This is a genomic window from Amycolatopsis sp. GM8, assembly GCF_021653975.1.
Lineage (GTDB): Bacteria > Actinomycetota > Actinomycetes > Mycobacteriales > Pseudonocardiaceae > Amycolatopsis_E.
On sequence record NZ_JAJKFK010000003.1, the window covers coordinates 529,371 to 547,670 of the forward strand.

Below are 18,300 nucleotides of genomic sequence, written 5' to 3' on the forward strand. Positions count from 1 at the left end.
CGCGGTACCTCCACATCGTCGGGGGCGCCACTGTGGGGAAGCACCGCCCGCGAGCGGTACTTCCCCACGGCTGACGCGAGGGTCAGGAAATACCCAGCTGGGTGCACACCGCGGCGGCGTCGTCCGTGCAGATCTCGCTGGCCTTGACGTAACCCTGGTCGACCACGATCTTCACGTTCTGCTTGGTCACCGACTGCGGCTGCAGCAGCACCGACTTGACCGTACGGTTGTTCTTCGGGTCCTGAGAAGAGTCCTTCGCGATCGCGTCCGCACCGGCGGTGTCGCCCTTGATCAGCGCGGCGGCCAGCTGCGCGGCAGCGTCGGCCTCCTGCTGGATCGGCTTGAACACGGTCGAGTACTGGACACCCTGGAGGATGGCCTTCAGGCCCGCGGCGCTCGCGTCCTGGCCGGTCACCGGGACCTTGCCGGCAAGACCGTTCTTCTGCAGCACGGTGATGATCGCGCCGGCGAGACCGTCGTTGGCCGCCAGCACGCCGTCCACCTTGCCGCCGTTGGCCGACAGCAGCTGCTCGAAGGTGTTGCCGCCCTTCTGGTTGTCCCAGCCGTCGATGGCCTGGCTGGCGACGAGCTTCAGCGCGCCCGAGTCGTACAGCGGCTTGACGATCTCTTCCTGCCCGTTGTGGAACAGGGTCGCGTTGTTGTCGGTCGGCGAGCCCTCGATCTCGATGACCTGCCCGCCCGGCTTACTGGCCAGCGCGTCCTTGAGCGCGGTGCCCTGCAGCCTGCCGACGTTGACGTTGTCGAAGCTGACGTAGTACTTGGCGCTGCCGCCCAGGTTGAGCCGGTCGTAGTCGATGACCGGGACGCCCTGCTGAGCGGCCTTCTGCTCGACCGTGGCGCCGACGTCACCGCTCGGCGCGGCGATGATCAGCACCTTGACGCCCTGGCTGAGCATGCTGTCGGCGTACTGCGAGAACTTCTGGTTGTCACCCTGCGCGTTCTCGATGATCGGGCTCATGCCCGCCTTGGTGAGCGCCGCCTGCAGCATCGGCTGGTCGAAACCGGCCCAGCGCGCGGAGGTGGCGGTCTCCGGGAGGATGACGCCAACCTTCGGGCCGCCGCTGCTCGAACCGCCCTGGTCACCGCTGCTCGAACCGCCCGAACTGTTGGCGCCACAGGCCGTCAGGGCCAGGGCCACGCCGGTGCCGGCGGCCAGGAGGGCGAGAGTCTTACTCCGCTTCATTGCGTCCCCTAGGGAAATGTTGTGGTCGGCAACATTTGAATGTTGTGTACGACAACATACTTCCCCGGATGGCCTAACGGTAGGTTTCCGGACCGATTCAGCCTCTTGGGGCAGTTCACGTTCTGGTAACAACCCGTATGCGTGACACCTACCCGTTCGTCCGCCTCAGCTTCCTCGCCCCGAGTCTGATACGCGAGACCTGTTCACATCCTCGTAACACGTCCGAGGCCTACCCGAGGCGCGGCCGGGACAGGGTCGTGTCGACGAAGGCCCGCGTCGCCGCGGTGATCGGCCCCGACCGGTGCACCAGCCACTGCGGAAGCCGCTCGGGCGGTGCGAAGCGGTACACCCGGGCGCCCGCCCGGCGGGCCAGCTCGCTCCAGCCGTCCGGCATCAGCCCGGCGCCGATCCCGCGCAACACCATGGGCAGCACCACGCCGCGGTCCCCCACCTCGGCCGCGATGGTCACGTCGTCGACCGTCTCCGCGAGCCGGTCGAACAGGGCGCGCACGGCGGTCGCCGGTGTCGGCACGACGAACCGCATGCCCTTCAGGTCTTCCCGGGTGACGGTGTCGCCCGTGCCGATCTCGGTGCCGGGCGGCGCGACGACGAGGAATTCCTCGTCCCGCAGGTGATGCGCGATGAGCCCTTGCCCGGCCGGGCGCTCGGCGCTGCCGCACACGCCGACCTCGCACCGGCCCTGCACGACCATCGCCACCACTTCGGCCGCCGACAGCGCGGGCGAGGTACTGACCAGCACGCCCGGATGTTTTTCACTCAGTTCGGCGATGATGCTGATCACCGGTTCGAGTGCCGAGGACGAGGTCGCCGCGACGTCGACCCGGCCGACCGGCCCGTCGCCGGCCGCCCGCGCCGCGGCCCGCAGGGCCTCGAGATCCCGCAACACCAGCCGGGCCCGGTCGGCCAGTTGCTCCCCCGCGCTGGACAGCACGGCGTTGCGGCCCACCCGGTGGAAGAGCGCGACGCCCAGCTCCCGTTCGAGCTTCGCGATCGCGCGGGACAAAGACGGCTGGGCCACCCGCAACGCCTGGGCCGCATGGGTGAATCCGCCGTGCTCGACAACCGCGACGAAGTACTCCAGCTGCCGGCGTTCCATAGCCTGACGCTATCGGAATGGTGTCCCACATGTCTTGGACGCCGGCCCGGGCCGCGCGGGACACTGCGAGGATGTTCCAGACGCGGCCCACCTTGCAGGGCACCTTCGGCATGGTGTCGTCCACCCACTGGCTCGCTTCGGCCGCCGCGATGGCCGTGCTCGAAGACGACGGGAACGCTTATGACGCGGCCGTCGCCGCCGCGTTCGTGCTGCACGTGGTGGAGCCGCATCTCAACGGGCCGGCCGGCGAAGTGCCGATGATCATCGCGCCCGCCGGTGCCGCGCCGAAGGTCCTTTGTGGACAGGGACCGGCCCCGGCCGGGGCCACGATCGAGCACTACACCTCGCTCGGGCTGGCTCTCGTGCCCGGCACCGGGCCGCTGGCCGCCGCGGTGCCCGGCGCGTTCGACGCGTGGCTGCTCCTGCTGCGCGACCACGGCACGAAATCCCTCGACGAGGTCCTGAAGTACGCCATCGGCTACGCCGAGAACGGCCATCCCGCGGTCGAGCGCATCGGTGCCACGGTCGAGACGGTGCGCGAGCTGTTCGAGACCGAGTGGACCAGTTCGGCGGAGATCTACCTGCGCGACGGAAAGTCGCCCGCGCCGGGTGCGCTGCTCAAGAACACCGCGCTGGCCGCGACGTGGCGCCGCCTGCTCGCGGAAGCCACCGGCCCGAGCCGGGAGGCGCGGATCGACGCCGCCCGGAAGGTCTGGCGCGAGGGCTTCATCGCCGAGGCGATCGCGGCACACGCGGCACAGGCCACAATGGACACTTCCGGCGAGCGCCACGCCGGAACCCTGACCGGGCAGGATCTCGCCTCGTTCGAAGCGTCCTATGAGGACCCGGCGACGTACACCCGGAACGGCTGGACCATCGCGAAACCCGGGCTGTGGAGCCAAGGTCCGGCGTTCCTGCAACAACTCGCCCTGCTGCCCGGCGAACTCGACTACGCGACACCGGACTACTACCACACGCTCATCGAGGGCACGAAACTCGTGATGGCCGACCGCGAAGCGTGGTACGGCGACAGCGCGGACGTCTCACTGGAGACCCTGCTTTCCGCTGGGTACAACGATTCTCGCCGCGCGCTCATCGGCGAGCACGCGTCGCGCGAACTGCGTCCCGGCCGCCCCGACGGCCGGGAACCCCGGCTGAGCAAGCATGCCGAGCGCGTCATCGCCGGCGACACGATCGCGACTCCGGCGGGCGCGGGCGAGCCGACGGTCGCGAAGAACGGCGCCACCCGCGGCGACACCTGCCACGTCGACGTGGTCGACCGGTGGGGCAACATGATCGCGGCGACGCCGAGTGGCGGCTGGCTGCATTCGAACCCGGCCATCCCCGGTCTGGGCTTCCCGCTCGGCACCCGGCTGCAGATGGCGTGGCTCGACCCCGGCCTGCCGAACTCGCTCGCGCCGGGCAAGCGTCCGCGCACCACGCTCAGCCCCTCGCTGGCGTTGCGCGACGGTGTGCCGGTGATGGCTTTCGGCACGCCCGGCGGCGACCAGCAGGACCAGTGGAGCACCCATTTCTTCCTGGCTGTCACACTGCGCGAAAAAGTGCGGAATGGTCTGGACCTGCAGGGCGCGATCGACGCGCCGAACTGGCACACCGAGAGTTTTCCGGGCTCGTTCTATCCGCGCGCGATGACCCCCGGCGCCGTCAGCGTGGAGTCGCGGATCGGCGACGACGTCATCGCCGCGTTGAAGGCCCGCGGGCACGACGTGACCGTCGGGGAACCGTGGTCCGAAGGGCGTTTGTGCGCCGTGGCACGCGACCCGGAGACCGGAGTGCTCTCGGCTGCGGCCAACCCGCGCGGAATGCAGGGATATGCCGCCGGGCGATAAGCGACAGTCCATTCGCGACAGTGGGCCGGTATAGCCGGCCCACTGTTTTTTGTGTGATTTCCGATACATGCCGTCCGCGCCATCGTTGAAAATACTGAGAAGTAGGTTCCCCGTTACCTTCTGGCGGCACCGGCAACCGGTGTCGAAACTTGTTGCCGGAACCCGGCAAACCCTTGAATGCAAATTGCCGACCCCTTACGCTTCTGCGCGACCGAGCCGAACCGAGGGGCCCTAGAAGGGAAACAAGTACGACGGTGGATACCGCTCGGCTGCGCACCAGTTGGCACAAAGTCACGGATTTCGGTGGCGGAGTGCCGTTGTTCTTCTATTCGACGCTGTTCCTGACCCACCCCCAGCTGCGGGAGATGTTTCCGGCGGGCATGTCGGCCCAGCGGGACAAGCTCGTCCGCGCACTGGGCACGGTGGTGTCGAACGTCGACGACCTCGACAGCGCCGTCCCGTTCCTGCAGCAACTGGGCCGTGACCACCGCAAGTTCGCGGTCACCGCCGAGCATTACCCGGCGGTCGGGCAGGCACTACTCGCCACGCTGGAGCATTTCCTGCACGACGACTGGACACCGGACCTGGCCGCGGACTGGGGCGCCGCCTACAAACTGGTCGCCGACGTGATGACGGCCGCCGCCGGCGAAGACGAGCAGAGCTCGCCGCCGTGGTGGAACGCCGAGGTGCTGCGGCACGAACGGCGCACCCTCGACATCGCCGTGCTGACCTTGCGTACCGACCAGCCGCTGAAATGGCTGCCGGGACAGAGCATCGCGGTGGAAACCGAGCTGCGGCCCCGAGTCTGGCGGTACTACTCCCCCGCCACGCCACCGCGCGACGACCACCTCCTCGAACTGCACGTCCGGATGGTCGACGGCGGTGCGGTCAGTTCGGCACTGGTGCAGGCGGTGACCGCGGGCGACGTGCTACGGCTCGGCGCCCCGGTCGGCTCGCGGCTCACGCTCGACCACGGCAACGACGTCGTGCTGGTCTCGGGCGGCACCGGATTCGCGCCGATGAAGGCGCTGCTCAGCCAGATCGCCCAGGAACCCGTGCCGCGCAACGCACAGCTGTTCCTCGGCGCGCGCACGGCGCGGGACTTCTACGACTCGCCCGCGCTGCAGGCGCTCGACCGGGCGCTGCCGAGCCTGCGCGTGACCCCGGTCGTGTCCGACGACCCGCGGTTCCCCGGAGTCCGGGGCCTGGCCGGGGAAATCGCCGCGCGCTACGGGCCGTGGCCGGGTCGGGAGATCTACGTGTGCGGTTCGCCGGCAATGGTGGCGGGGACCCAGGAACTGTTCCATGCGGCCGGTGTGGACGCCGAGCGCGTCCATTGCGAGGACTTCACCGGCTACCAGGATCCGACGGAGGCCGGGATCGGCCTCCTGAAGAGGGGATAGGGACTCCCAGCATGACTTTGCAGGCAGGTGACCGACATTCGGCGGTCCGGCGGGTGCTCACCCCGGAGCGGATCCGCAGCATCACGTTCAGCAGGACCCCGCTGGGCCGTCGCGGGGTCGACCCCGACGAGGTCGAACTGTTCCAGCACCGGCTCGCCGAGGAGATCGCCGCGGGCGAAGCGGAGAACGCCCGGCTGCGCGCGGAGGTCGACCGGCTGCGTGACTGGTACCGCAGCCACGGCGAGAACGTGGACCCGGTGCTGCTGCCCAGAACGGTGAACGTGGAAGCCGTGAACCTGTTGTCCGAGGCGCAGTTGCAGGCCGAGGCGTACATCGCGCAGGCGGAGGCGCAGTGCCGCCGGCTGACCGGCGATGCCCGCCGGCAGGCGGTCGCGCTGCTGTCGGACGCCGAGCAGCGGGCCGAGATCGCGGCGCAGGAGGTGGCGCGAGCGCAGCACGCCTCGCCCGACGAGCGGCATACCGCGGAAGTCGAGGAGATGGAACGCAGGCTGGCGTGGCTGCGCGCGTTCTGCCACGCGGTACAGGTCCAGCTGCACGCGGCGTCGGACGCGTTCGCCCAGGAAGTCGACAAGCTCGCGCAGCTGCCCGAGCACTTCACGCAACGAGATCGGAGACGCCCGTGACCAGTATCTACGACCGGATCGGCGGCCAGGAGGCCCTCAGCGCGGTCGTCGAGGACTTCTACACCCGGGTCCTCGCGGACGCCGAGCTGGCGCCGTTCTTCGCCGGTGCCAACATGAACCGGTTGAAGGGCAAGCAGGTCGAGTTCTTCGCCGGTGCCCTGGGTGGTCCAGACCAGTACACGGGGCTGAACATGCGGGAGGCGCACCGGGGTCGCGGGATCGGGCAGCCGCAGTTCGACCGGGTGGCCACGCTGCTGACCGTCTCGCTGCTGGAAGCCGGGGTGCCGAAGGAACTCGTGGACCAGATCATCGCCGCGGTCGCCCCACTGGCCGGCGACATCGTGTCCCCCGCGGTGCCGCGGGGTTAGCGGTCCAGGGGTCCGTCAGAGCAGGCCGGCGCGCGCGAGATGGTCGCGCACGCCGGCCTGCTCTGCGTCGTCGAGCGGCGCCATCGGCAGGCTCGTCGTGCCGCTGGCGAGAATTCCCCGTGCCACCAACGAATACTTGAGGGCGCCGATGGCGGAGGCGGACGGGCCGATCCGGGTGCCGCCGACGGTGATCATCCGGAACAGCTCACGCAGGCGGCGCTGCTCGGTGGCCGCCGCCACCCAGTCGCCGCGGCGGGCGGCCTCGTAGAGCCGGACGTAGCCGTGCGGGTCGACGTTGGCGAGGCCCGGGACGAGGCCGTGCGAACCGAGGAACATCGCGACATCGGCCATCGTCTCGGAGCCGGTGAACACGCGAAAGCCTGGGGTGTCGGCGAGTTCCAGCACGCGGCGGAATCCGTCGAGGTCTCCGCTGGAGTCCTTGATGCCGTCGAGCGTGCCGTCGGCGGCCAGCTCCGCGACGACCTCCGCCGGGAGCTTGGTGTGTACCGAGCCGGGGATGTCGTACCCGATCAGCGGAATGTCGGCCGCGGCCCGGATCGCGCGGAAATGCGCCGGGAACTCGACGGGTGAGGTCGGCGCGTAGAACGGGACGGTCGCCACAAGTGCTTGCGCCCCATGGGTTTGCGCCGCGCGGGCATGCGCGATCACGCGCGGCGTCGTGGTGTCGATGATGCCGGCCAGCACCGGCACCTGCCCGGCGGCGACGCCCGAGACGACCTCCAGCGCGCGGTAACGGACGTCGTCGGTCAGATAGGCGACTTCACCCGTCGAGCCGGTGACGAACAGGCCGTGCACGCCCGCGTCGAGCAGGAACCCGGTCAACCGCTCCAGCGATGGCACATCGAGCTCGCGCCCCGGCGTGAGCGGCGTGCACACGGGCGGCACGACACCGCGGTCCAGCACGGGGGCAGGCATACCAGCTCCGATCTCGACGGATGACATAGGACGTTGGACGTCCTATGTCCTTTGGGTAGGCCGCGGTCGCACAGGCGGTCAACTCGCGCTCGCACCGCGTCGGGCGATGGCGCCCGGCCCCGTCTTGGCGAGCACCAGCGGCCGGGCAGGCGCCCGGGCGCGCGGCGACACTGCAGTGAACCGGGCCCAGGCCTTAGCGAGCACCCGTGCCCGAGCACCGGCGGCCGGGCTTGGCGAGCACCAGCGCCCGGGCACCACCGTCCGAGCATCCGGGCGGCCGCGCCCCCGGCTTCAGCGGGCGGCGATGCGCTTGCGGATCTCGTCGAAGTGCTCGCTCACCGCTTCGCCGACCAGTTCGCCGTTGCCGGCTGCGATGGCTTCCAGGATGCGCTGGTGCTTGTCCATCAGGCTGGCCGGCGGCGAGGCCGGGGTGCCGATCAGCGACTCGGTCTGCTGGTAGACGTCCCAGAACAGGCGGATCAGCTCCAGCGCCAGCTCGTTCCCGGCGGCCTCGCCGATCAGCTCGTGGAACCGCCGGTCGGCGGCGGGCGCCGTCTCGGGGTCGGCCATCTTGTCCACGCATTCCCCCAGCGCCTGCAGGAGTTTCCCGTTCCCCACGGCCTTGCGGGTCAGCGCGGTCTCCAGGACCTGCCGAACCTCGAGCAGATCGCTGAGCCCACGCAAGTCGTCCCGCGACCGGGCGCGCGTCCGGAACAGCAGCGACGGGCTGAGCGCGGCCATGCTCGCCTCCCCGACGAACGTGCCGTACCCGTGCCGGATCTCCACGATGCCCAGCGCCTGCAAGGTCCGCAGCGCCTCCCGCACCGAGTTCCGGGCGACGCCGAACTCCTCCATCAGCCGCGGCTCGGTCGGCAACGGGTCACCCGCCCGCAGCTGCCGCCGGTCGATCAGCTCGATGATCTCCCCGACCAGCTCCTGACCTCGTGTAACCCGCACCCTTGCCCTCGCTTCGACGTGTGAGCGTACCGGCACATCATACGACGTCCAACGTCCTACGAAGGTCCGCGACGTGGCCGCCGCCGCAGGGTGAAGCCCAGCAGGGCGCCGACGACGAACCCGGCGACGTGTGCGGCGTAGGCGACCGCACCCGCCTCGGCCGTGCCGTAACCGAACGCGTAGAAGGCCTGCAGGATGAACCACATGCCGAGCATCAGCCACGCCGGTACCCGCAGCGGCAAGAAGAACAGCACCGGGATGAGCCCCCACACCCGGGCCCGCGGATAGACCACGATGTACGCGCCGAGCACCCCGGCGATCGCGCCGGACGCTCCAACCAGCGGCTGCGTCGACGACGGGTCGGTGAGCGCGAAGCCGTAGGCCGCCGCGTACCCGCACACCAGGTAGAACAGCAGGAAACGCAGGCGCCCCAAACGATCCTCGATGTTGTTGCCGAAGATCGCGAGGAACAGCATGTTGCCGATCAGGTGCGTCCAGCTCGAGTGCAGGAACATCGACGTGAACACCGACAGCACCGGCGTCTTGCCGTAGCCGGGCGGGGCGAGCAGACAGCCGGTGCCCTGCGGGCCCACCACCGCGCGGCCCGTCGGCACGAGCGCCGGCGCGGTGTTGGTCAGCAGCTCGCGCGGCACGGCACCCCACCGCTCGACGAACGCCTGCAGATCGCACAGCTGCGCCAGGTTCGGGTTGCCGGTCAAGGTGTGCGCCGCGGACGGCATCAGCAGGAACACCACGACGTTCGCCACGACGAGCGCGTAGGTGAGCCACGGCGTGCGGCGCAGCGGGTTGACGTCGTGAATGGGAATCACGCTCAACTGATACCGCACCCGGACCAGCGGTAGCATTCCGGGCGTGCGCGAGATCGCCGTCTTCAGCGGCAGTGCCCACCCGGAACTCGCGGCGGAGATCTGTGCCCAGCTCGGCGTCGAACTCGAACCGGTGCGCGTGACCCGCTTCGCGAACGACTGCCTCGAGGTGCAGTTGCAGGCCAACTGCCGCGAGCGCGACGTGTTCCTCATCCAGCCGCTCGTCACACCGGTGCAGGAGAACCTGGTCGAGCTGCTGCTGATGCTAGACGCCGCGCGCGGCGCGTCCGCGGCCCGCACCACCGTGGTCATGCCGCACTACGCGTATGCCCGTTCGGACAAGAAGGACGCGCCGCGGATCTCCATCGGCGGCCGCCTCGTCGCGGACCTGCTGGTGACCGCGGGCGCGAACCGGGTGCTGACGATGACGCTGCATTCGCCGCAGGTGCACGGGTTCTTCAGCGTGCCGGTCGACCATCTGCACGCGCTGCGGGAGCTCGCCGGGCACTTCCGCCGCTACGACCTCAGCAACACCACGGTCGTCTCCCCCGACCTCGGCAACGCCAAGCCCGCCGCGCATTTCGCACGGCTGCTGGGGGTGCCGGTCGCGGCCGGGGCGAAGGAACGGTTCGCCGATGACAGGGTGGAGATCTCCTCGATCATCGGCGACGTGGCGGGCCGGGACGTGATCGTGCTCGACGACGAGATCGCCCGGGGCAGCACGGTGCTGGAGCTGCTGGCGCGGCTGCGGGAGCTGGGCGTGAACTCGATCCGGGTCGCCTGCACGCACGGGCTGTTCGCGGGCGGCGCGCTCAAGCGCATCGGCGACCAGCCGGACGTGCTGGAGATCGTCTGCACGAACACGGTCCCGGTGCACCCGGAGCCGGACGCGCCGAAGCTCACCGTGCTCTCGATCGCGCCCGCAATGGCGGAGGCGATGCGCCGGATCCACAACGGCGAGTCCGTCAGCGCCCTCTTCGACGCGCAGTGACGACCACCGGCGTGTTTGCCGCTCCGGTCGGCGTGTTTGCCGCGCACGGCGCCAACTCACCGACGCAGCGGGCCAACACGGCGACGCAGGGGGCCAACACGGCGACGTGGCGGGCCAACACGCGCTAGGTGAGGTGCTGGCGGCTCAGGAAGTTCCACATGATCGTCGCGGCGGCGGCGTCCTCGCCGACGTAGGTCGTGTAGGGGGCGGTGGGGCGGATGGCGGTGGGCCAGAAATGCGTCAGTCCTGAGTAGACGGCCGAGGACAGTTCGGTGCCGCCCCGGCAGCCGGTCCACGACGTGAGCGTCGCCGGCCCGATATGCGTCACCTTTCCCGGGCCGTGGCAGCCGTTCCGGGCCTGCCACCCGGTCACCGCCTGATCCAGCGCGATCGTCGCGGTCGGCGAGAAGTGCTCGCTGCGCACCACCGGATCGTTGGTGCCACTGGCCATCAGCGCCGAGAGCGGTTTGCCACCGGCACAGGCCGCGAGCGGAACCGCCCCATAGGTCGCGAGCCCGGCGAAAGTGCCAGGATGCGCGCAAACCTCCTCGAAGGACAATTTCGCCCCATTGCTGTAACCGACGAGATAAATCCGGCGAACGTCGCTTTCGAAATACCGGGACGCGTCCGCGGCCACGTCGGTCAGGAACTGCGTGTCGTGCACACCCTCTTTGACCGCCGCCCCGCAACAACCGTGTCCGGCATTCCAGGACTCGGCGATCCCCAGTGGATAGACGATGTTCGCCTGCCCGCGCTCGGCATAGGGCAGGAACCCGGTGCGGACGGACTCCAGCTGCGCGCTGATGCCCCGGCCGTGCATCACGATCAGCAGCGGAAGTCCCTTGTGCCGCACGGAAGGCCCGACTGCGAGGTACGTCCGCTTCATCCCGTCCACGGTCAGCTGCCGCTGCACCGTCGTGGTGCCTGTCGTCGCTGCTCGCGAGGCCGGCGTCGAATGTCCCTGCGGGACCACGGACTCGTTGACGGCTGGCGCGGAGCAAGCCGCTAATGTGATTACGGCACCGGCCACCGCGAGCGACCGTCTTATTTGTCCAGTTGCTCGCGAAATGTGCCGGTGGCCCCACAAGTTCATGCGGACATTGTGCCTGGCGGGTCCGGAAAGCCGATGTGAACGACTGAAGTCTTCTCAGGTGTCTCTCATCAGGCTGCCAGCGCCCGCATAGGAATGCTGTCCAGACTCGGTACGAGTTCGGCGAAAAGCGCGTGGAGGGTTCTATGGCGATTGTGTCCCGGTTTCTGTCCACCCGGGCGCACGAGCGCCCCGGGGCGCCGGCGTTCCTCTCCGGTGCCGACGAACGGGCACTGACCTGGCGCGCCGTCGCCGAGCACGCCGAGCGGTGGCGTCACGAGATCCCGCCCGGCAGCCGGGTGGGCCTGGTCATCGCCGACCCGCTGACGTTCACCGCGGCCTACCTCGGCTGCCTGTCCGCGGGGGTGACCGCGGCGCCGGTCGACCCCCGGCTGACGGAGTCCGAGCTGACCGACGTGCTGGCCCGGCTGCGGATCGACGTGCTCGCCACCGACCAGGACGACCCGGTCATCGCCCCGGAACGGGACACCGTGCTGGTGGATCTCGCGGGCCCGCGGCGGATCTGGTCGGCCACCACGGCTCACCGCCCCAGCGACGACGCGGCGCTGCGGCCCGCCGTGCTGCTGACCAGCTCCGGCACGACCGGGCGACCCAAGGGGATCCCGCTCAGCGAAGGGCAGCTGATGCACGCCGCGCGGCGGGTCGCCCGGCACCACGGGTTCGGCCCCGGCGAGCGCGGCTACACCCCGCTGCCGCTGTTCCACGTCAACGCACAGGTCATGGGCCTGCTGGCGACAGTCGCGAGCGGGGCCGAGCTGGTCGTCGACCGCCGGTTCGAGGCCGGCGAGTACTGGGCGCGGGTCGAGCGGCACTCCCCCACCTGGCTCAACGCCGTCCCCGCGATCCTCGCCTCGCTCGCCCGGCTCCCGGCGCCGCCCGCGCATGTCGTGGACCGGATCCGGTTCGCGCGCTCGGCCTCGGCGCCGCTGCCGCCCGCGACCGCGCGGGCCTTCACCGAGCGCACCGGGCTGGGCGTGCTGGAGACCTATGGCATGTCCGAGGCCGCCGGCCAGATCACCGCGAACCCCCTTGACCCGAGCGCGCGCCGGACCGGTTCGGTGGGCCTGCCGGTCGAGGTGGACCTGATCGTCGCCGGCCCGGACGGCCGCGAGACCGCGCCCGGCGAGGAAGGTGAAGTCCTGTTGCGGGGGCCCGAGATCGTCGCCGAGTACCTCGAGCTCGACGCCCACGGACCCGAGCGGACCCGCCCCGCACGCGCCGCGGACGGCTGGCTGCGCACCGGTGACGTCGGCATCCGCGACGAGGCCGGGTTCCTGCGGCTGGCCGGCCGCGTTGACGACGTGATCAACCGCGGTGGCGAAAAGATCTACCCGCAGGAGGTGGAGAACGTCCTGCTCGCGCACCCCGGCGTGGTGGCGGTCGCCGTCGTCGGCGCGCCGCACGAGCGGCTCGGGCAGGTCCCGGTCGCGTTCGTCACCACCCACCGCGCCGACCGCGAGGAGCTCGAGACCGCGCTGCTCGCCTGGTGCGAGCAGAGACTGACCCGGTACAAGCGGCCGACGGTGGTCGAGGTCACCGACGCGCTGCCGGTCGGCCCGACGGGCAAGGTGCTGCGCCGGGCCCTGCGGTCCGAGCTGGCGGGCAGCCAGTGACGAAACGCGGCGAACATCTGTACTACGTCGATCTGGTCCGGGTCCTGACGGTCGGGCTGGTCATCGGCACCCACGTGCTGGCGCTCGCCCCGGTGGCGCCGACCGTGCTGGACGGCGCGCTCGGCATGGTCTTCCACGTCAGCCGCGAGGTGTTCTTCCTGCTCACCGCGTTCGTGCTGACCTACAGCACCGGCCGCAAGAAGGTGCGCTGGCCGAAGTTCTGGCAGCGGCGGTACCTGTTCGTCGTGGTGCCGTATCTGGTGTGGACGGTGCTCTATTTCTTCGCCAACGGCGCCCCGTACTTCGGCGAGGCGTTCGTGCAGCAGCTGCTCACCGGCACCGCGCGCTACCACCTCTACTTCCTGCTCGTGTCGATGCAGATCTACCTGGTGTTCCCGCTGATCCGGATGCTGCTGCGGGCGACCGAACGCTGGCACGGGGCGCTCTTGGCGCTCGCGGCATTGTTCCAGCTGGCGTTCGCCTACGCCGTGCAGCACGCGTGGGACCTCGGCCCCCTGGCGGGCTGGCTGCACGCGCCGGACGCGCTGCTGCCCAGCTACACCGGCTACGTCCTGGCCGGGGCGATCGCGGCCTGGCACAAGGACGCGCTCGTCGCCTGGACGCGGCAGCACCTGCGGCTGGTGTTCGGTGGCGCGGCGAGCGTCGTGGCGCTAGCGATCGTGGTCTACCTCGTGCAGCTGTGGGGTTCCGGCCAGCCGCCGCTGCAGGCGAGCATGGTGTTCCAGCCGATGGTGGTCCTGGAGAGCGCCGCCATCGCGTGGACCTTCCTCGCACTGGGCCTGATCTGGCAGGAGCGCGGCCGGGTCGGCGAGAAGGTCGTGCTGGCCACTTCGGACGCTTCGTTCGGCGTCTACCTGCTGCATCCCCTTGTCCTGCAAGGCGTTGTACTCGGCGCCACCGCCATCGGCCTCGTCGACGCCGTGCAGGCCGTGCCGGACACCGTGGTGCTCGTCCTCGTGGTCGTGGTCCTGCCACTGACCTATCTCGTGTCCGGGCTGGTCACCGCGGCCATCCGGCGCACCCCGGTGAGCCTCGCGCTCACCGGCCGGGCGTGGTCGCGGCGCGCCCGGCCCCTTCCCGCACCCCCGCGCGAAGACCTCGCGCTCGCCAACACAGGAGGAGCCCGATGAGCCGGACCACCATGATGATCGACCCGGGCCTGCCGACCGGACTGTTCACCGACGTGATCGCCAGCCACGGCGAGTACGTCACGGTGGTCAAGTTCGGCTGGGGCACCGCGCTGGTGACCCGCGACCTCGACCGCAAGATCGCCGTGCTGCGCGAGGCCGGGATCGGCTTCTACTTCGGCGGCACGCTGTTCGAGTGGTACCTCGTGCAGGGCCGGCTCGACGACTACCTCACGCTCGTGCAGCGCACCGGCGCCACGCACATCGAGGTGTCCAACGGCACGATCCCGCTCGACCAGCCGGGCAAGGCCGAGTACGTGAAGCAGATGTCGCGGTACCGGCCGGTGCTCGCGGAGGTCGGCTACAAGGACGCCGAACGTTCGGCGATGCTCACCCCCGCCGACTGGGCCGGCGCGATCCAGGAAGATCTCGACGCCGGCGCCGAGCTGGTGATCACCGAGACCCGCGAAAGCGGCCGCAGCGGGATGGCCCGCCCGGACGGGCACCTGCGCGACGACGTGCTGGAGGCCGTGCTCGACCGGGTCGATGCGGCGCAGTTGCTGTTCGAGGCGCCCACCAAGGATTTGCAGGTCGAGCTGATCCGCGCGATCGGGCCGGACGTCAACCTCGGCAACATCGCCGCGGCGGACCTGGTCGGCGTGGAGACCCTGCGCCGCGGGCTGCGCGGCGACACCCTGCTGCAGATGACCTTGTCCCAGACCGTTTCCTTCGCCTGACTACTGTCCACAAAGGAGTAACATCCATGCGCGACATGCACGACGCCGCTCACTTCGCGGTCCCGGCCCGGGATCTCGACGAGGCGGTCGAGTTCTACGTCTTCGGGCTCGGTGCGAAGATGGCCCGCCGCTACGCCGACCGCGTCACCTTCGACTTCTTCGGTGACCAGCTGGTCTGCCACCTGTCCGACGACGTCCCGGCCGAGGCCGTGATGTACCCGCGGCATTTCGGGGTGAGCTTCGCCCGCGCCGAGGACTTCGACCGGCTGGTGCGGCTGGTGGAGCACCGCAAACTGCGCACGCTCGCCGGGCCCACCGTGCGCTTCGAGGGCACCGCCGAGCAGCACCGCACGATCGCGCTCGCCGACCCGTCGAACAACGTCATCGAGTTCAAGAACTACGACGACCCGCGGCTGCAGTACTGATGGGGCTGCTGCATCTGGTGCGGCACGGCGAAAGCGAGTGGAACCTCGCCGGCCGTGTGCAGGGCCAGTCCCCCGAGGCGGGTGCCCTCACCCCGCGCGGGCTCGACCAGGCCGCACGCGCCGCGGCCGCGCTCGCCGAACGCGCCGCCGGCGCGATCTTCAGCAGTGACCTGCCCCGCGCCCGGCAGACGGCGGAGGTCATCGCCGCCGCGCTCGGCCTGCCCGTGCGGGAGGATCCGCGGCTGCGCGAACAGAATCTCGGTTTCCTGGAAGGAAAGCGGTTCGCCGATCCGCTCGACGGCGGCGTCGTGCAGGACGAGATCGACCGGCTGTGGCGTGAGCCGTGGCGCCGGCCCCGCGGCGGCGAGAGCATCACCGATCTCTACGAACGTATCCACGCCACGCTCGACGAGTACGCGAAGCGGGACGGCGAGCTGATCCTGGTCGCGCACGGCGGGCCGGTCCGGGTGGCCACCACCAGCGCCGACCCGCGGCTGCGCGAGCCCGTACCGCGGGTCGAGGTCGGCAATGCGACGGTGACCACACTGGACCGCCAGGGCTGTTGCTGAACAGTCATCCTGTCGCCGGGCGGGTTATGGAAAGGTAACCCGCGATGTCGTTCGAGACGGGAAGCAAAGCGGGAAGCCTGACAGGCGCGGCGGTGGCGGCCGCGGTCGCCGTCGTGGCCGGGGTGCTCACGAGCCAGGGCATGCTGCCCGGCGCGCTGGGCTGGCCGCTGGAGGTGCTGGCCGCCGCCGCGACCGTGCTGCTCGTACTGCTCGCGTTCCGGCCACGGCGGGAATCACGCACCGAACCGCAGGCGCCGGCGCGATCGGCACCTGCCGCCGCCTGCGCAGTGCCCGCCCTGCGGATCACCGACCTCGACCCGATCCGGCTCGGCGTGCGCCCCGCGTGGCCCCTGCCCGGTGGCGCGCCGATGCCCCCGTACGTGCCGCGCACCGCGGACGCGGCGCTCGACCGCGCGCTCACCCGTGGCGGCCTGGTCCTGGTCCAGGGCGACGCGGCCGCCGGTAAGACGCGCACCGCGTACGAGGCCTTGCTGCGCAACGCTTCCCGGCTCGGCTGGGAAGCCGTGGTAGCGCCGGAGGACGAGACGGCGCTGCGCGAGGTGGCGCGCAACCCGCCGCCGAAAACCGTGCTGTGGCTGGACGATCTCGAGCGCTACCTGACCACCGACAGCCTCGACGACAACCTGCTCAAGGCGTTGAACCCGGCCATGCGCTCGGACAGTGTCGTGCTCGCGACCCTGCGCACCCGCGCCCGCGCGGACCTCGGCATCGACTCCGACGGCGCCGGCGGGCAGGGTCGGCGCGTGCTCACCCGGATCTCGCCGATCCAGCTGGACCGGCGGCTGGATCGCACCGAAACCGCGGCGGCGCACCGGTACCGCAACGATCCGCGGATCGCGGGCGCGATCGTCGAGGACGCCGGGCTGGCCGAGCACATCGCCGCGGGCCCGGACGCGCTGCAGCGCTGGCACTCCGGGGAGAACGAGGCCGGGGCGGCGCTGGTCAGCGCGGCCGTCGATCTACGGCGCGCCGGATACCTGGACCCGGTGCCGCTGGACTGGCTGGTCTCGCTGCACAACAGCTACCTGTCCGACCGCTTCCGCGCCGCGACCGGCGAGACGGACCTGGCGAGCGCGCTGGGCTGGGCCGTGCAGCCCGTGCGCGGCGCGAGCCCGTGCCTCATCCCGGCCGGGTCGAACCGCTACCTGGCATTCGGTTATCTCGTCGACTCCGCCTCGGGCGAGGTGCCGGAGGCGGTGTGGCAGGGCCTGCTGAGCACGAACCTGCTCACCGCCGACCAGCGGTTCCGGATCGCGCGCGCCGCCGTCCGGTTCGAGCGGATGGCCGACGCCACCACGCTGTGGACGCAGCTCGCGCGCTCGGGCGACCAGTTCGCGCTGTTCAACCTGGGCTGGGCCGCGCAGGTGAGCGGCGACGAGGTGAGCGCGCAGCAGTGGTTCCTGCGGGCGGCGGAGGCCGGCAACAGCTGGGCGATGTCCAACCTGGGCACAATGGCGGAAGGGCTGCGGGACGTCACGACGGCGCAGCTGTGGTACCAGCGCGCGGCCGAGGCCGGGGACACCACGGGCATGACCAATCTCGGTGGTCTCTTCGCGCAGACGGGCCGGATCGACGAGGCGCGGGCGGCGTACCAGCACGCCGCGGCGGCGGGCGATCCGAACGGGCTGCGCAAGGAGGCCGTGCTGGAGCTGCTGCACGGTGACCGCAAGCGCGGCGCCGACCTGCTGCGCCGGGTCGCGCTCTCGGGGGACCCGGCCGCGGTGCGGTTGATGGGGCTGCTGTCGCAGACCGGCGAGCAGGAGCCGCACCGGCCGGACGTCGACGCGCTGCGGAGGCTGGCCGCGGAGATCGGGGACGGCGAGACCGCGCTCGATCTCGCGCGGAACCTGTGGAACCAGGGCGATCTCGACGCGGCCGAGAGCTGGTTCCGGCGGGCCGCGACCGGGGAGAACGGGAAGGTGGCGGAGTTCGGGCTGGCGGTGCTGCTGGAACAGCGGGGCCGCGCCGGCGACGCCGAGGACTGGTACCGGCTGTCCGCGACGCACGGCCTGCCCGAGGCGATGCTGAACCTCGGCGCCGCGCTGCAGGAGCGCGGCGAGTTCGACGAGGCGGAAAACTGGTACTACCGCGCGTTGCGGGCCGGGCACCTGCAGGCGGAGGTGAACCTCGGCGCGCTGCACTGGCGGCGCGGCAACCTCGACGAGGGCCGCGCCTGGTACCAGCGGGCCGCCGACCGCGGCGACGAACTCGCCAAACAGGCCCTGGAAAACCTGGAATCCCGCGACTGACCCGACCCGCGAGTCCGACACTCACGACAGCGAGTCCGACACTCACGACGCCGAGTCCGACGTTCGCGACAGGGAGTCCTACCGTCCCGACCGTCCGAAGTAGACATACGAGCCGCGCCCACTTGCCGCC

Annotated in this window: 17 protein-coding genes; 11 read left to right on the plus strand and 6 right to left on the minus strand. The window is 70.7% G+C overall.

Features of this window, described 5'->3' with window-relative positions:
• Positions 1 to 82: 82 nt before the first annotated feature.
• Both LOZ83_RS15755 and LOZ83_RS15760 read right to left on the minus strand, forming a co-directional pair.
• Positions 83 to 1,204, minus strand: a complete 1,122-nt coding sequence (locus tag LOZ83_RS15755; RefSeq protein WP_236791346.1) for a sugar ABC transporter substrate-binding protein — start codon at positions 1,202 to 1,204, stop codon at positions 83 to 85.
• A 229-nt stretch (positions 1,205 to 1,433) separates the two neighbouring features.
• A complete protein-coding gene (locus tag LOZ83_RS15760) occupies positions 1,434 to 2,321 on the minus strand; it encodes a LysR family transcriptional regulator (protein ID WP_236791348.1) in 888 nt (295 codons plus the stop codon).
• Between the two features lie 71 nt (positions 2,322 to 2,392).
• On the opposite strand from LOZ83_RS15760, the gene LOZ83_RS15765 reads away from it, so the two are divergent.
• The 4 genes from LOZ83_RS15765 to LOZ83_RS15780 all read left to right on the plus strand — a co-directional run bounded on the left by LOZ83_RS15765 (position 2,393) and on the right by LOZ83_RS15780 (position 6,586).
• Positions 2,393 to 4,171: a gamma-glutamyltransferase family protein gene (locus LOZ83_RS15765; RefSeq protein WP_236791350.1), complete on the plus strand. Its 1,779-nt coding sequence runs from the start codon at positions 2,393 to 2,395 to the stop codon at positions 4,169 to 4,171.
• A 254-nt stretch (positions 4,172 to 4,425) separates the two neighbouring features.
• Positions 4,426 to 5,574 (plus strand): globin domain-containing protein, encoded by a 1,149-nt coding sequence (locus LOZ83_RS15770; RefSeq protein ID WP_236791352.1) that lies wholly within the window; start codon positions 4,426 to 4,428, stop codon positions 5,572 to 5,574.
• A gap of 11 nt (positions 5,575 to 5,585) precedes the next feature.
• Entirely contained in the window at positions 5,586 to 6,218 is a 633-nt protein-coding gene (locus LOZ83_RS15775) for a DivIVA domain-containing protein (protein WP_236791354.1), read from the plus strand.
• Entirely contained in the window at positions 6,215 to 6,586 is a 372-nt protein-coding gene (locus LOZ83_RS15780) for a group 1 truncated hemoglobin (RefSeq protein WP_236791356.1), read from the plus strand. Before LOZ83_RS15775 ends, LOZ83_RS15780 begins: the two co-directional genes overlap by 4 nt.
• A 15-nt stretch (positions 6,587 to 6,601) precedes the next feature.
• Here the strand turns inward: LOZ83_RS15780 and LOZ83_RS15785 are convergent, their stop codons facing one another.
• The 3 genes from LOZ83_RS15785 to LOZ83_RS15795 all read right to left on the minus strand — a co-directional run bounded on the left by LOZ83_RS15785 (position 6,602) and on the right by LOZ83_RS15795 (position 9,309).
• A complete protein-coding gene (locus tag LOZ83_RS15785) occupies positions 6,602 to 7,522 on the minus strand; it encodes a dihydrodipicolinate synthase family protein (RefSeq protein WP_236791358.1) in 921 nt (306 codons plus the stop codon).
• A gap of 291 nt (positions 7,523 to 7,813) precedes the next feature.
• On the minus strand, positions 7,814 to 8,479 hold the full coding sequence (locus LOZ83_RS15790) for a FadR/GntR family transcriptional regulator (protein WP_236791360.1): 666 nt from the start codon (positions 8,477 to 8,479) through the stop codon (positions 7,814 to 7,816).
• Between the two features lie 56 nt (positions 8,480 to 8,535).
• Positions 8,536 to 9,309, minus strand: coding sequence for a rhomboid family intramembrane serine protease (locus tag LOZ83_RS15795; protein WP_236791362.1), 774 nt, complete (start codon positions 9,307 to 9,309; stop codon positions 8,536 to 8,538).
• 43 nt (positions 9,310 to 9,352) lie between these two features.
• On the opposite strand from LOZ83_RS15795, the gene LOZ83_RS15800 reads away from it, so the two are divergent.
• Entirely contained in the window at positions 9,353 to 10,297 is a 945-nt protein-coding gene (locus tag LOZ83_RS15800; RefSeq protein WP_236791364.1) for a ribose-phosphate pyrophosphokinase, read from the plus strand.
• Between the two features lie 124 nt (positions 10,298 to 10,421).
• Here the strand turns inward: LOZ83_RS15800 and LOZ83_RS15805 are convergent, their stop codons facing one another.
• Positions 10,422 to 11,270, minus strand: coding sequence for a PHB depolymerase family esterase (locus tag LOZ83_RS15805; RefSeq protein ID WP_236791366.1), 849 nt, complete (start codon positions 11,268 to 11,270; stop codon positions 10,422 to 10,424).
• A gap of 263 nt (positions 11,271 to 11,533) precedes the next feature.
• Here LOZ83_RS15805 and LOZ83_RS15810 point away from each other — a divergent pair, with 263 nt between their 5' ends.
• Genes LOZ83_RS15810 through LOZ83_RS15835 form a run of 6 tightly spaced genes read left to right on the plus strand, consistent with a single transcriptional unit; the run spans position 11,534 to position 18,170 of the window.
• Positions 11,534 to 13,021, plus strand: coding sequence for a class I adenylate-forming enzyme family protein (locus LOZ83_RS15810; RefSeq protein ID WP_236791368.1), 1,488 nt, complete (start codon positions 11,534 to 11,536; stop codon positions 13,019 to 13,021).
• Positions 13,018 to 14,172, plus strand: coding sequence for an acyltransferase (locus LOZ83_RS15815; RefSeq protein WP_236791370.1), 1,155 nt, complete (start codon positions 13,018 to 13,020; stop codon positions 14,170 to 14,172). The genes LOZ83_RS15810 and LOZ83_RS15815 overlap by 4 nt, the downstream gene beginning before the upstream one ends.
• Positions 14,169 to 14,906, plus strand: coding sequence for a phosphosulfolactate synthase (locus tag LOZ83_RS15820; RefSeq protein WP_236791372.1), 738 nt, complete (start codon positions 14,169 to 14,171; stop codon positions 14,904 to 14,906). Before LOZ83_RS15815 ends, LOZ83_RS15820 begins: the two co-directional genes overlap by 4 nt.
• A 26-nt stretch (positions 14,907 to 14,932) precedes the next feature.
• Entirely contained in the window at positions 14,933 to 15,331 is a 399-nt protein-coding gene (locus LOZ83_RS15825) for a VOC family protein (RefSeq protein WP_236791374.1), read from the plus strand.
• Positions 15,331 to 15,900: a histidine phosphatase family protein gene (locus tag LOZ83_RS15830; protein WP_236791377.1), complete on the plus strand. Its 570-nt coding sequence runs from the start codon at positions 15,331 to 15,333 to the stop codon at positions 15,898 to 15,900. Before LOZ83_RS15825 ends, LOZ83_RS15830 begins: the two co-directional genes overlap by 1 nt.
• Positions 15,901 to 15,944: 44 nt before the next feature.
• Entirely contained in the window at positions 15,945 to 18,170 is a 2,226-nt protein-coding gene (locus tag LOZ83_RS15835; protein ID WP_236791379.1) for a tetratricopeptide repeat protein, read from the plus strand.
• Positions 18,171 to 18,300 lie beyond the last annotated feature (130 nt).